The following is a 13,142-nucleotide window of genomic DNA, read 5'->3' as shown; positions in this document are numbered from 1 at the left end:
CGCCGGCGCCTCGCTGCCGCGGGCCTGCGGCGCCACGCTTGGCGCCGACGCGCCCTGGCGCCGCTGCGCCGCCGTGCCGCCGTCGCTTCGTTGCGGCGTCTCCGGCGCCTTTGACGGCGCCGGGGCCGCTTCGCGATAAGCGCCGGCCCGTTCCGGCGCCGCCTCTTCGCCGGCGCCCCTTTCTTGACTGCTGCTGCAGCCGCCCGCAGCCAAAAGGGCTAAAATCGCCCAAATGATCGTTTTAGTGCTCATGCTGTTGTGCACGCTGCGATCCCTCCTTCCGCGAGCAGCCCGCCCGGCTATATTCTATAAAGCTGGTGCCCAACAAATGACTGTATACGTTTAATATGGAGACCCCGCCTGAATGCTATTCATCCGCAAAGCCGATTAGACAAAAATAGCAAATTTTACACGTTGTGCTGGAAGGCTTCCATTATGCACAATGAAAGGAAGGCTTACGCTTACGAAGTCGCTTTTTCGAAAGCGTTTAAGACGGCGCAGCCGTTTAACCTTGCCCATTTTTTCAGGAAAGGAACGAAAAAGATGCTTCGACGCTTGCAATGTATAACGGCAGCCGGCCTTGCGGCCGTTTCGCTCCTTGCCGCAGGATCGGCCGATGCCGAATCGGGGCGGCTTAACATGTCGTATTTATATTTTGGCAGCACGCAATCCTATATTCAGTATGTGGATCAAAGCAATGGAGCGTTGCAGATCGTATCTCCGAGTTTTTTGGATTTGACGGCAGACGGCAGTCTGCAGCTCACCGATAAGCTGGATGCCGAATTTGTGGAGCAAATGCACAAACGGGGCGTGAAGGTCGTGCCTTTTCTCAGCAACCATTGGGAGCGGGACAAAGGGAGGAACGCTTTGAATAACCGCGTTAAGCTGGCGGAGCAAATCGCGGATGCGGTTGCCAAGTACGGCTTGGATGGCGTCAACGTAGATATCGAAAACGTGACGGAAGCGGACCGCGACGCATATACCGATCTCGTCAAGCTGCTGCGGGCGAAGCTGCCTGCGGACAAGGAGGTTTCGGTTGCCGTAGCGGCAAATCCCGGAGGATGGACGGAAGGCTGGCAGGCTTCCTATGATTATGCCGAGCTTGCCCGGGTAAGCGATTACTTAATGATCATGGCATATGACGAAACTTATGAAGGCGTTCCGGAGGCCGGGCCAGTCGCAAGTCTTTCGTTCGTGGAGAATTCGATCCGTTTTGCGTTGACCAAAGCGCCGGCGGACAAGCTTGTGCTCGGCATTCCGTTTTACGGGCGGTATTGGCTGGCGGGCAGCTCCACAAGCGGCGCCGGTATATCGAACGAGAAGGCGGAGGAAGCCGTCGCGCGGTTTGGCGGGACGAAACAATACGACGAAAAGGCCCAATCCGCGTGGGCGACTTTTACCGTGCGGCCGGGGGACGCTCCGTTTATCGTCAACTATGCGCCGCTCGCGCCGGGGAATTACACCGTTTGGTACGAAAATGACCGCTCCATTCAACAAAAACTGACGCTCGTGCAAAAATTCGGACTCAAGGGAGCCGGCAGCTGGAGTCTGAACCAAGAAACCAAGTCGACTTGGGACTACTTTTCGATGTGGCTGAACGGCGTTTATTTTCGCGATCTGATCGGTCATTGGGCGCAGAACGATGTCTTGGCGATGATCGCGCAAAAATGGATGGTCGGCGTTGCCGATGACCGGTTCGCGCCGGAATCGCCGCTTACGCGGGCGCAGGCTGCGGCCATACTCGTAAGAGCCAAAGGGCTCGGTTCCGCAAAGCCGGCTGCGGCGAACCCGTTCGCAGACGTTCCGTCGGGCCATTGGGCGGCGAAGGAGATTGCGATTGCCAAAGAAGAGGGGCTCATAGAAGGGACCTCGGCGCGTACATTTGCTCCTGACCAGCCGATCAAGCGGGAAGAAATGGCGGCGATGCTGGCGCGGGTTGCCGGCATCACCGCATCGGCGGCTGCGAAGAGCGCGTTCGGCGACGTTACGACAGCGCAATGGTCTTATGCCGCGATTGCGGCGATGACGGAAAAAGGCATCCTTGAAGGTTTCCCGGACGGAACGTTTCGGCCGAACGGACAAATGACGCGCGCGCAAATGGCGGCGGTTATGAACAAGGCATCCGCTTGGTTTGCGGATTGACCTTTCGCTGCGCTGTATGACGGCGGTCGGTCGACCGCATGCTAGAGCGTTTTCGACAGCTGGTCGGCACGTATCCATGATTCGCTCGCCGTTGAGGGAAGACGGTTTTTTATTTGTCGGCATATGTCGCTTTATGTTTACCTTCGGAGCAAATTGCCAATCCTGTATGGAGTGGGATGAGGCATTTATAAGCGCGGAGGGTGTTGTATGAACAGAGCAAATTTGGCGGCAGGGCTTCTGCTGCTTGCGGGTACGGTATTATCGGGCTGCGGCGCGGCGAAGGAAACGGCCGGGCGCATGGATTCGGGCGGAGGAGCGGTTAACGTCAGTCTCATCAATGCGAAAGGCGAACCGATCGGAAAAGCGCTGATTACCGAGAAGACGGACGGCGTACATATCGTCATCGAAGCGTCGAAGCTGTCTCCAGGCAAGCATGGCTTCCATATTCATGAGAACGGCAAATGCGATCCGGCCGAATTTACTACGGCGGGCGCCCATCTGAATCCGGAAGGCAAGAAGCACGGCTTCGAAAATCCGAAGGGACCGCATGCCGGCGATATGCTGAACCTCGAGGCCGGACCGGATGGAATCGCGAAAGGCGAATTTGTCGACAAACATGTGACGCTTGCCAAAGGCAAGCCGAATTCGCTGCTTAAGGACGGAGGCACGTCCCTCGTTATTCACCAAGATCCGGACGATTACAAAACCGATCCGGCCGGAAACTCCGGAGCGCGGATAGCGTGCGGAGTTATTCAATAATCGATGCGAGAAAGGACGGCGTTCGCCGTCCTTTCTCCGTCATGCTTCCGCTTTCTATAAAGAGTCATCAGTGCTGAAATGGCAAAAAAGACCGCTGGATTCCGTATCCACGCGGTCTTTTTTTCTATTTGATCCGGAGCAGCTCCGCAATATCCGCTTCTTGGGAAACGGAACGAATGGACAGCCGCTCCAAAATTTTTTGCTGTTCTTGTTGAATGGACAACATGACTCGCTGCCCTTCTTTGAGCTCGGAAATATCCGTGCGCATCACGGCAATGTCGCTTTGCATGGCGATTTGTACTTCTTTAAGCGCCGTAACATCCGCCTGCATGCGGTGAACATCCATTGCCATTCCGTCCGGCTTCGCATCCGACTCGTCTTGACGGTCGCGAAGCGCGCGATAAATTTGGTACAACTCGGATTGCCCCGATTTCAGCGAATGAACATCCGATTTCAATTCGCGAACATCCGTTTTCAGCTCCTGTACGTCATTCTCGATGCGGCCGACCTTATCCAAAAGTAAATCCAGCTTGTCGCTCATAATCCGCTTCGCTCCTTAAAGTATCGATTGTTACAAGTGTAATACTTTTTAGGCGCGAAACCAAGAAAAATATTTCCGGTTTTCGAATAAAAGATATTTATAAATATAATTTTATCACAGTTCCGTTCTAGTATTCGCATTCTCGTATTTCGCCAGCTTGGCACGAAGATGGTTGATTTTTGCACGAACCGCAAGCTGCTCTTCTTCCGTCATCCAAGCTTCTTTTGCCGCTATCGCTTCATTTCTGTTGCTGTATCCGTATGCTTCGCCGCCGAACTCCATGTCCCGTTTCGCGAACGCCTCAGTAGCGGCAAGTGGCGCTTTAGGTATCAAGAATGCCGCCGCCATGTACAGAAAAATGAACCCGCCTCCCGAAAACAATACCGCAGCGACCGTGCCGAGCCGTACCATCGTAGGATCTACATTGTAACGTTCGCCGATTCCTCCGCATACACCCGCAAGCTTCACATCTTTATTGGACCGGTACAGTTTGTTCATCATTTCCATCACCTTTCGTTCTCGTCTATGTTTACATTGTAGTCTCATATCGAACGGCGCAAAACGGACCGGCGGCGGTTTTGCCCCCTGGACTTTAGTCGTAGACGGATACGGCTTTAAGTCGCAAAGCGACTTGGAAGTTTTAAAAAGAGCAGCGAAGCAGCCGCTTCGTTCCTTACCCGTACACCCGAAGCGGATATCGCGAAAATAAAACGAAGAAGCCGCCAACCCGCTGTGAATCGGACTGGAGGCTTCTTTTTGAACTGTATTTTCTAGCGTGATAGGACTTGCCTAGCCTGGCGGTTATTTCGCTCCCAGCAAATCTTTGAACTGGCTGTAGTCGATTTTCTCCTTGTCCAGGAAGGACACGAGGCTTTTGTAATCGCGCTTAGGCGTGGCCAAAATATAACCTTCGATACAGTGGTCGCGAGTGACCTCGGATGCGTTTCTCTCAAGGGCGACTTGTCCGATTCTTGCGGCGATCGAATGCTTGGCAATGTCGCGGAACGGTCCGGGAACCGGGGCGACTAGCTGGTCGAGAAATGTTTTGGAGTCGTCCGTCCACAGGTGGCGGGAGGCTTCTACGTAATGGTTCTGCCAATCAAGCTTCGATTTGCCGTCTTCCTTGGGAAGTACCTTCATAAACTTGCGGAACATGAAATAGCCGCCGATGGACATAAACGTCAGGAGCACGAACCCCCAAAACACCAGCAACTGCATAAATGTCGAATTCACTTCGCTGCTTGCCAAATACATGCTGTTCACCTCGAACCTTTTACATGGAAATTAACGCTCCGGCTTGAAAAGGCCCGGATATGGAAATTATACCTCATTTCTAGATTTAATTCGAGTTTACGAGTAAAATAGAATAGGTATATCTGGTTTGAACGCATTCATTTTGGCAGCTGCTCGGGCCGCCCGCATATCCGGCTTAGAATGGATAAGCATTTCCCAATATATGAAGGAGGTTTTTCATCGATGCTAAAAATCGGTTCGCACGTATCGTTCTCCGACAAAGGGCTGCTGAACGCAGCCGAGGAAGCCGTAACATACGGTTCCAGCACGTTTATGATATATACGGGGGCTCCGCAAAACACGCGGCGCAAACCGATCGAGGATCAATTCGTCGAGGAAGGCAAAGCGGTGATGGACAAGCACGGCATGGGCGAAATCGTCGTGCATGCTCCGTATATTATCAATCTGGGCTCCTATAAAGAAGACACGTTCGAGCTTGCGGTTCGTTTCCTGCAAGAGGAAATTCGCCGGACGAACTATTTGGGCGTCAAAAACATCGTGCTTCACCCTGGCGCATACACCGATAAAGATGCGGAATACGGCATCGCACGGATCGCGGAAGGGCTGAATGAAGTGCTGAGCGGCGTGAAGGACACGGATGTGAATATCGCGCTGGAGACGATGGCCGGCAAAGGAACGGAAATCGGCCGCAGCTTCGAGGAAATCGCGTCGATTATGGAGAAGGTCGAGGACAACCGTAGGCTGACGGTTTGTATGGACACGTGCCATATCCACGATGCCGGCTACGACATCGTCAACGATTTTGACGGCGTTATCGATCAATTCGACCGGATCGTCGGATTGGATCGGCTTGCGGTCGTCCACTTGAACGACAGCAAGAACGTCCGCGGGGCGGGCAAAGACCGCCATGCGCCGGTAGGCGCCGGATTGATCGGCTTCGATGCGATGCGATATATCGTTCATCACGATAAAATCCGCCACCTGCCGCTCATTCTCGAAACGCCTTGGATCGGCAAGGTGGACGGCAAGGAGCGTCCGATGTATGAAGCCGAAATCGCATTGCTGCGCGGCGATGTGGAAAGCAGACTCGGCAGCGAATTCCTGGATCATGTGGAGCGTCTGGAGTTTTTCTTCCGCAAGCAGGAGATCGACCCGCGCGAGTTTGTCGTCGGCACATGGGAGATTCTCAAGAACGACGCCAAAGCGAAGAAGGCCGACGGCCGCGAGCCGATGGAGCGTCTTTACGATATGATCGAGGAATCGAGACTGTTCGAGGAGCTGAGCGAAGAACAGATCAATCACCGCCTGACGGCTTGGTTTGCCGGCAAGCATGCGCTGCAGTCGGTGTAACGCAGGTGACGGGAAGTCTCCGGCCTCAAATTGCGATGCTTGCGTATATATAAGTCTGTAAGCAGAGTATAATCGGTCGGCTAGGCGGCTGAACGGAGGAACGGGCCAGTCCCAAATAAAGAGAAGCATCGTGTTGAATAGACGGGGGAGTGTCACAGATGGTTGGGATTAAACGCAGGCAGTCTGAAACGAACGAGAAGCGTGCTCGCATGCTGATTTCATGTCCGGATCAGCCGGGGATCGTGGCTGCGGTATCGCGCTTTCTGCACGAGCACGGCGCGAATATCGTTCAGTCCGACCAATATACGATGGATCCGGAAGGCGGCATGTTTTTCATTCGGATCGAGTTCGATTTGAACGAGCTGGATCGGAGGCTGGAGCCGCTGGAGCTCGATTTTGCCGAGGTCGTGGCGGACAAGTTCCAGATGCAGTGGAGCATATCGCGCGCAGATTACAAGAAGAAGCTTGCGATATTCGTATCCAAGGAGGATCATTGTTTGCTCGAGCTGCTGTGGCAGTGGCAGGCGGGCGATTTGGACGCCGACATCGCGATGGTCGTCAGCAATCATAATGACATGAGGGAAACGGTCGAATCGTTCGATATTCCTTATTATCATATCCCGGTGACGGCCGATACGAAGCAGGAAGCGGAAGCGAAGCAGCTTGAGCTGGTCGACGGCAAAGTGGACGCGATTATTCTCGCACGTTACATGCAGATCGTATCGCCTAAGTTTATCGAGCATTATCCGAACCGGATCATCAACATTCATCACTCGTTCCTTCCGGCGTTCGTAGGCGGAAAGCCATATGCCCAGGCCTACAGCCGCGGCGTAAAAATCATCGGCGCCACCGCTCACTATGTAACGGAGGAGCTGGACGGCGGCCCGATTATCGAGCAGGACGTGCAGCGGGTAAGCCACCGCGACAACACGGACGATCTGAAGCGGATCGGCCGCCATATCGAGCGGATCGTGCTGGCGCGCGCCGTTTCGTGGCATGTCGAGGACCGCATCCTTGTTCATCAGAACAAGACGGTCGTGTTCAACTAAACAATGAAACCGCCTGAAAGGGCGGTAACGGAAGGCCGCGGCTTTATGCCGCGGTTATTTTTATTAACATATAAGCGAAAGTATACGTTTCACCAATCAATTGCTATTTTTCAATCGAAAAAAGCGGCGAATTTCCGGCGGCGAATCGTTTTCGCTTTCAGGGGTACGCTTTTCCCCAGCGGAGGGTCAACTCCAGTTTGCAGCAATTGCCCTCTTCGCTTGAGGGGATGTCGAAATGGATGCCGTCGGGGGTGTAGCCCGTATGGATGGCAGCTTTCACGCCGGTGGATTTGATCAGCCTATCGACCTCTCCGTGGTTGCCGGATTGTGCGGACGTCATCAGCTGACGTGCGAAGGCAGGATTCGCAGCGACATGGCCGACCAGCTTTCCCGCCTCTGCAAGAAGCTTGTGCGTAACGGAAGCGGACCGTTGAAACTGCGACGGATCGACGGAAGGAAAAGGAACGGGCCGATCCCGCCATGTTAAAGGTCTCCAGCAGCCGGCAATCGGCCGAAGCCCGTAAAAACGGTCCAAGTCGGGGGCCTGCAGTGGCGTGATTGCAGAGCTCCAGCCGGTTATTTCGGAGTAACGCGATAAGAGTGCGGGCGGAAAGACAGGTTCGTTATTGTGAATGTTCATGCGGAAGCCTCCTATATTATCGAAAACCCGGCAGCAGGGTCTTTTTTTCGCGCGAATAGAGCCAATTGCCAACTGACGAATTTATACTATGCTTTTGCCCATTGTATGAATGACGGCTTGCCAGGGGTGCGAATGTAAAAGCGGCTGAGCTCGTCGCAGGACCGGAAAATGTGCCCGCGGACAGACAAATTGTTCCTGCGCTTTTTAGCAAAGCAAAGTGGCAAAGCGCAAAGGCACATGATACAATAGTGAGAATCGAATGTAGCAACAACAGCCGGGAAACGTTAGAGTAGGGGGAATTTAGTAATGGCAGTTTCGAACAAGTCTATTGAACAATTATCTATCATTACGATCCGCACGCTGTCGATCGATGCGATCGAGAAGGCGAAATCCGGCCATCCGGGTATGCCGATGGGTGCGGCGCCGATGGGATATGCGCTGTGGACGCAGCAAATGAAGCACAGCCCGTCCAACCCGACTTGGTTTAACCGCGACCGTTTCGTCCTGTCCGCAGGGCACGGGTCGATGTTTCTTTACAGCTTGCTGCATCTTTGCGGATACGATCTGCCGCTGGACGAGCTGAAAAAATTCCGCCAATGGGGCAGCCTGACGCCCGGACATCCGGAAGTCGGCCACACTGCGGGCGTTGACGCGACGACAGGTCCGCTCGGACAAGGCTTTGCCATGGCAGTCGGTATGGCGATGGCCGAAGCGCATTTGGCGGCCGTTTATAATAAAGACAAGTTTAACGTTGTCGACCACCATACTTATGTCGTTTGCGGAGACGGAGACTTGATGGAGGGGATTTCCGGCGAAGCGGCTTCGCTTGCGGGCCACCTTAAGCTCGGCAAACTGGTCGTGCTGTATGATTCGAACGATATTTCGCTTGACGGCGAGCTGAACCTGTCTTTCTCCGAGAACGTGAAAGCGCGCTTCGAAGGGTACGGCTGGCAATACCTGCGTATTGACGACCAGCATGACGTATCGGCGATTACAGCTGCGATCGAAGAGGCTAAGGCAGATTCGAACCGTCCGACGCTGATCGAAGTGAAGACGACGATCGGCTTCGGCAGCCCGAATGCGGCAGGCAAAGGCGGCCACGAAGGCGTTCACGGCAGACCGCTCGGCGGCGACGAGACGAAGCTGACGAAAGAAGCGCTCGGCTGGCCTCAAGAACCGGACTTTTATATTCCTGAAGAAGTACAAGCGCATTTTGCGCAAGTGAAACAAAAAGGCGATCAAGCCGGCGAGGCTTGGAACGCATTGTTTGCAGAGTACAAAGCGGCGCATCCGGAGCTGGCGAAGCAGCTGGAGCAAGCGATCGCAGGCGAGCTGCCGGAGGGCTGGGACGCCGACATGCCGGTTTACTCGACAAGCGACAAAGCGATCGCTACCCGCAATGCGTCGCAAGCCGCGCTTAATGCGCTGGCGAAGCGCGTTCCGACGATCTTCGGCGGCTCCGCCGACTTGGAATCGTCGACGATGACGCATATGAAGGGCATCGGCAAATTTACGTCGCAGGATTACAGCGGCCGCAACGTATACTACGGCGTACGCGAGTTCGCCATGGCGGCGGCCGTTAACGGAATGATGCTTCACGGCGGCGTGAAGGCATTCGGCGGAACGTTCTTCGTGTTCTGCGATTACCTGCGTCCGGCCGTACGCCTCGGTTCGATCATGAATGTGCCGTCGATTTTCGTGCTGACGCATGACAGCATCGCGGTCGGCGAAGACGGACCGACGCATGAGCCGATCGAGCAATTGCCTGCTATGCGCGTCATTCCCGGCATTACGGTTCTGCGTCCGGCTGACGCGATCGAAACGAACGAAGCGTGGAAGTTTGCCGTTCAGCATAAAGGCGGACCTGTCTGCCTCGTGCTGACGCGCCAAAACCTGCCGATCCTCGAAGGAACGGCCGAGCTTGCTTCGAAATCCGTAGCCCGCGGCGCTTACGTGCTGTCGGATGCGAAGAACGGCAAGCCGCAGGCGCAAATTATCGCGACGGGCTCCGAGGTGCAGCTGGCAGTCGACGCACAGAAGAAGCTCGCCGAGGAAGGCATCGACGTCCGCGTCATCAGCATGCCGAGCTGGGAGCTGTTCGAGAAGCAATCGAAGGAGTACAAAGACTCCGTCATTTTGCCTGAGGTTAAGGCTCGTTTGGCTGTCGAAATGGCTTATCCGATGGGCTGGGAGCGTTACGTCGGCAGCGAAGGCGACGTCCTCGGCATCGACCGCTTCGGCGCTTCCGCACCGGGACCGACCGTCATCCGCGAATACGGATTTACGATCGAGAACGTAGTGGCACGCGTCAAAGCGCTGCTGTAATACCATGCATACCGGCTGCCGGCAAGCGATACGCTTGCCGGCGGTTTTGGATTAAAGTTGTTTTATCGTTCACTTCACGGTAAGCGAGCGCTTTCTATAGAAGATAACGCGTCCGTGAATCGTTTCAAACCGACCCTTAAGGAGTGTTCCCATGTCCCAGTTCGATAACGTAAGCGTAGTGAAGAAAGCGAATGTGTATTTTGACGGGAAAGTGACGAGCCGTACGGTCCTGTTTGCCGACGGAACCAAAAAAACGCTGGGCATCATGATGCCGGGCGAATATGAATTCGGCACCGACGTCAAAGAGATTATGGAGATTTTGGCCGGAGAATTGAAGGTGCTGCTGCCCGGCGAGACCGAGTGGAAGCATATTAATGGTACAGGCGAGTTTACGGTACCCGCAAATGCGAAATTTAAGCTTGAAGTTGCCGCTGTAACCGACTATTGCTGCGCGTACATTGCCGAGTAGTAACGATTGTGAGCCGGAAAAAGCTTCTGCAGGCTGCCGGCCGGAATAAAAGAGAAGGCTTCGCTGCGGCGGAGCCTTTTTTGTGTTTCCGCGAAAGTCAGGCCTCCTGACCACGCCCGACCAATGCACCCCCGATCGGAAATGCCCATAAATAATGAACGGGTTATCCATAAATCCTCCAAAAACGATTCCGCGATGCATCCTGCAATGAGGCGCGTTTTTTGTCCAGAAAGCGATTAGGCGCCGAACGAATCGTTTGGCGTCAGAGGAGTGAAGACTCCTGTTGTCCGCTGCAAATCCGCTATGCTACTATGAAGCTGTAAGCGTGTTCACGCTTTTCTGGGCGAGTATGAAAATAATGATGGAGGAATTGGCGAAGGTGCTGTTCATAACGAGAGGGCTGTCCGGGCGGTGGAAACCGAAGACATTCGTATCGGAAAAAACCGTTTAACGGACCTTAAATGCGAAAAAAGGGGTGTTTCCATGAATAGCCGGATTCAATCGGTCGTCCAAACGCGCGACAATCTTGTCGAAATCAAGCTGGCGGACAGCTCCGACTATATCTCGTGTCAAGTAACGGTGCAAACGGATGACGGCGTATGGTCAAATGCAAGCCTGTACCCGGAGCTGGATGCGGAGTACGTGCTGAACGGCTGCTGTTTTTTGTGGAATCAGGCGCAAACGGCCGGTACGGTAAGACTTTATGGGAGAAAATCGCCCGTATTTTACTGGAACCCCTATCTTGATACGGGAATGCGAACCGGAGCTATAGAACTGAAAATCGTCCTGCTGACCGAAGCGGAGACAATCGAAGAACGCGTTACGGTACAGCTTGAGAATACAGGTGTCCGTTATTTCGACAGCTGGGACGTTTATCTGGGAGAAAACGGGTCGGAAGGGCCGCAGTACGGGCAAGGGAAGTGGAAGGTGGCGAAGGACGGCGCCAAGCGGACGGTCTCCATGGGCAGCCGGGAGTTTTTGCCTCCCATTAGGGTTCCTCTAGACCTGGCCGGGGAGTACGACATTTATTTCGGCTTTCCGAATGGGGGAGGACGGTTTCTGGCGAAAACGGGCGACGAACCTTTTGCCCGGTTCATGACGCCGGGAAACAGCATGGACCTGACGGTCAACGATTTTTTGGGAAAGCTGAATAAGGAAATATTTTGGAAGCGTCAAACGATAAACAGCCGGCATGCGTATTTGGAATTGGCTCAGCTGCAGGAAACGGTGGCCGACCATTACGAATTCGGCTGTTTAGCCTATATCAAGCTCGTTCCGTGCTCGGAAGAAAGCGGGAGCGCAGGCTCGCCGGACGCAAAACGGCCGAAGGAGCTCGTCCTGTTTTACGAGCCCTACAGCTATTCGCTTCACGGCTTTCATGATGCAGAGACGATGAACGGCGTCATGTTGGAGGAGTTTATGGCGCTGAAGCCGACGGAGATTACGTGCCAAACGGTGCGGATCGGCATGAAGTCGCTCCATCACAGCAAGCATATCGGGCGGATCGACAAGCCTGCGCGAACCGACGAGAATACGGTGATCGACGATCCGGTCAAGCTGGTTGCGAGCTGCGACATTCTCCGCGAGTCCGTCCGCGGGGTTCAGGGGCGCAACGTCCGACTGACCGCCAACATCGGGATGAACAGGCCGTACGTCTGGCTGCCGGAAATATCCGAACGGTTCGTCTCCGACAACCCTCATCTGCTTGAAAACGGTTATTTCGATTACGAGCGGGAGGAAGTGCGCGAATATGCGATGCGGATCATCGCGGAGCTGATCGGCGAATACGACATCGATGGCCTCGTCTTCGACTACATGCGCAGCGACGCGAACCAGACGGCCGAGACGCTTGTTGAAATCATCTCGCGAACGAAGCGGCTGCTGCAGGACAAAGAAACGCGGACCGGCCAGAAGCTGGAGCTGAAAGCTAGAATACCTGCTGATCAAATCGTCTACTACGAGGCGATGAAGCTTTGCACAGCAAACGGTTATATCGACGGCATTATTCCGTCGAATCTCGTCGCCAGCGAGCCGCTGCCGCCGGTCGAGCATTACGTAAGGTTATGCAGAGGCAGCGAAGTCAAGGTGTACGGCTGCATCGACGGATGGCGCTTGCCGCTCGGCGGCGAAGCGAGGGCGGGCAACCTGCAAATTTCGCACTCGCCGCAAAATATAGCCGATTATCTTGAGCGTTATGACCGGCTCGGCGTGGACGGCATATTTGTATATCAGGCCGATCAGGTTACGGGCAATCCTTATTTGACGCGAATATTCGACCGTCTGCAAGGATAGGCGCCGGATATATTCGTCCTCGTGTACGCGCCCGATCCCCGCAAGCCCTACGCGATCGAAAGGCTTGATGCCGCAATTGATTTAACGGCGTGCAGGTATCTATCGATTCGAGCGTATCGTCCCATATCGTCGCATATTCACCGTGCTTGATCGCATTGCCGTTTCTCGAACATGATGCGCCGTTCATGCTACCGCCCGGCTGCCGCCGGGCGGTAAGTTCACTTAAAATCTGCATTTTGTTTTTTGTTTCTGCGAATATCTTTTATTTCCCTCGGGGATGTGTTATGTTCGGAAGTAACCGGAACTTTTAAGTAATCGATT

General features: G+C 54.3%; 13 protein-coding genes. 8 read left to right on the top strand and 5 right to left on the bottom strand.

Annotated elements, in window-relative coordinates; translation table 11 throughout:
* A partial coding sequence (locus DQG23_RS42940; RefSeq protein WP_238177854.1) for a hypothetical protein occupies nt 1-264 on the bottom strand: 264 nt, incomplete at its 3' end.
* Between the two features lie 171 nt (nt 265-435).
* Here DQG23_RS42940 and DQG23_RS12050 point away from each other — a divergent pair.
* Complete coding sequence (locus DQG23_RS12050) at nt 436-2,142, top strand: S-layer homology domain-containing protein (protein WP_113031084.1); 1,707 nt, start codon at nt 436-438, stop codon at nt 2,140-2,142.
* 207 nt (nt 2,143-2,349) lie between these two features.
* Nucleotides 2,350-2,901, top strand: coding sequence for a superoxide dismutase family protein (locus DQG23_RS12045; RefSeq protein WP_113031083.1), 552 nt, complete (start codon nt 2,350-2,352; stop codon nt 2,899-2,901).
* A 124-nt stretch (nt 2,902-3,025) separates the two neighbouring features.
* Here the strand turns inward: DQG23_RS12045 and DQG23_RS12040 are convergent, their stop codons facing one another.
* The 3 genes from DQG23_RS12040 to DQG23_RS12030 form a co-directional block, all read right to left on the bottom strand.
* Entirely contained in the window at nt 3,026-3,442 is a 417-nt protein-coding gene (locus tag DQG23_RS12040) for a hypothetical protein (protein ID WP_113031082.1), read from the bottom strand.
* 114 nt (nt 3,443-3,556) lie between these two features.
* Complete coding sequence (locus DQG23_RS12035) at nt 3,557-3,943, bottom strand: PspC domain-containing protein (RefSeq protein ID WP_113031101.1); 387 nt, start codon at nt 3,941-3,943, stop codon at nt 3,557-3,559.
* A gap of 300 nt (nt 3,944-4,243) precedes the next feature.
* The gene (locus DQG23_RS12030) at nt 4,244-4,696 is read right to left on the bottom strand and encodes a DUF2621 domain-containing protein (protein ID WP_113031081.1); all 453 of its coding nucleotides are present in this window, start codon (nt 4,694-4,696) and stop codon (nt 4,244-4,246) included.
* A gap of 222 nt (nt 4,697-4,918) precedes the next feature.
* Here DQG23_RS12030 and DQG23_RS12025 point away from each other — a divergent pair, with 222 nt between their 5' ends.
* Together DQG23_RS12025 and purU are read left to right on the top strand one after the other, a co-directional pair.
* The gene (locus DQG23_RS12025) at nt 4,919-6,046 is read left to right on the top strand and encodes a deoxyribonuclease IV (protein ID WP_113031080.1); all 1,128 of its coding nucleotides are present in this window, start codon (nt 4,919-4,921) and stop codon (nt 6,044-6,046) included.
* Nucleotides 6,047-6,204: 158 nt separating this feature from the next.
* The gene (gene purU, locus DQG23_RS12020) at nt 6,205-7,095 is read left to right on the top strand and encodes a formyltetrahydrofolate deformylase (RefSeq protein ID WP_113031079.1); all 891 of its coding nucleotides are present in this window, start codon (nt 6,205-6,207) and stop codon (nt 7,093-7,095) included.
* A gap of 157 nt (nt 7,096-7,252) precedes the next feature.
* On the opposite strand, the gene DQG23_RS12015 is transcribed toward purU, so the two are convergent.
* Nucleotides 7,253-7,735: a YuzC family spore coat inner layer protein gene (locus DQG23_RS12015; protein ID WP_113031078.1), complete on the bottom strand. Its 483-nt coding sequence runs from the start codon at nt 7,733-7,735 to the stop codon at nt 7,253-7,255.
* A 306-nt stretch (nt 7,736-8,041) separates the two neighbouring features.
* On the opposite strand from DQG23_RS12015, the gene tkt reads away from it, so the two are divergent.
* From tkt to DQG23_RS12000, 4 genes are all read left to right on the top strand, one after another.
* On the top strand, nt 8,042-10,060 hold the full coding sequence (tkt, locus tag DQG23_RS12010) for a transketolase (RefSeq protein WP_113031077.1): 2,019 nt from the start codon (nt 8,042-8,044) through the stop codon (nt 10,058-10,060).
* A 151-nt stretch (nt 10,061-10,211) separates the two neighbouring features.
* Entirely contained in the window at nt 10,212-10,529 is a 318-nt protein-coding gene (ppnP, locus tag DQG23_RS12005) for a pyrimidine/purine nucleoside phosphorylase (protein WP_113031076.1), read from the top strand.
* A 283-nt stretch (nt 10,530-10,812) separates the two neighbouring features.
* Nucleotides 10,813-10,980 (top strand): hypothetical protein, encoded by a 168-nt coding sequence (locus DQG23_RS42110; RefSeq protein WP_158560422.1) that lies wholly within the window; start codon nt 10,813-10,815, stop codon nt 10,978-10,980.
* 32 nt (nt 10,981-11,012) lie between these two features.
* Nucleotides 11,013-12,821 carry a hypothetical protein gene (locus DQG23_RS12000; protein ID WP_113031075.1) on the top strand — a complete coding sequence of 603 codons (1,809 nt, stop codon included), beginning with the start codon at nt 11,013-11,015 and terminating at the stop codon, nt 12,819-12,821.
* Nucleotides 12,822-13,142: the final 321 nt, after the last annotated feature.

This window comes from Paenibacillus contaminans, from assembly GCF_003285015.1.
Lineage (GTDB): Bacteria > Bacillota > Bacilli > Paenibacillales > NBRC-103111 > Paenibacillus_V > Paenibacillus_V contaminans.
This window is presented reverse-complemented; position numbering and strand designations above follow the sequence as displayed.

Excerpts from the sequence above, each read along its gene's own strand:
- DQG23_RS12050 (WP_113031084.1), top strand. The coding sequence starts at position 436 with ATGCACAATGAAAGGAAGGCTTACGCTTACGAAGTCGCTTTTTCGAAA.
- DQG23_RS12045 (WP_113031083.1), top strand. The coding sequence starts at position 2,350 with ATGAACAGAGCAAATTTGGCGGCAGGGCTTCTGCTGCTTGCGGGTACG.
- DQG23_RS12040 (WP_113031082.1), bottom strand. The coding sequence starts at position 3,442 with ATGAGCGACAAGCTGGATTTACTTTTGGATAAGGTCGGCCGCATCGAG.
- DQG23_RS12035 (WP_113031101.1), bottom strand. The coding sequence starts at position 3,943 with ATGATGAACAAACTGTACCGGTCCAATAAAGATGTGAAGCTTGCGGGT.
- DQG23_RS12030 (WP_113031081.1), bottom strand. The coding sequence starts at position 4,696 with ATGTATTTGGCAAGCAGCGAAGTGAATTCGACATTTATGCAGTTGCTG.
- DQG23_RS12025 (WP_113031080.1), top strand. The coding sequence starts at position 4,919 with ATGCTAAAAATCGGTTCGCACGTATCGTTCTCCGACAAAGGGCTGCTG.
- purU (WP_113031079.1), top strand. The coding sequence starts at position 6,205 with ATGGTTGGGATTAAACGCAGGCAGTCTGAAACGAACGAGAAGCGTGCT.
- DQG23_RS12015 (WP_113031078.1), bottom strand. The coding sequence starts at position 7,735 with ATGAACATTCACAATAACGAACCTGTCTTTCCGCCCGCACTCTTATCG.
- tkt (WP_113031077.1), top strand. The coding sequence starts at position 8,042 with ATGGCAGTTTCGAACAAGTCTATTGAACAATTATCTATCATTACGATC.
- ppnP (WP_113031076.1), top strand. The coding sequence starts at position 10,212 with ATGTCCCAGTTCGATAACGTAAGCGTAGTGAAGAAAGCGAATGTGTAT.
- DQG23_RS12000 (WP_113031075.1), top strand. The coding sequence starts at position 11,013 with ATGAATAGCCGGATTCAATCGGTCGTCCAAACGCGCGACAATCTTGTC.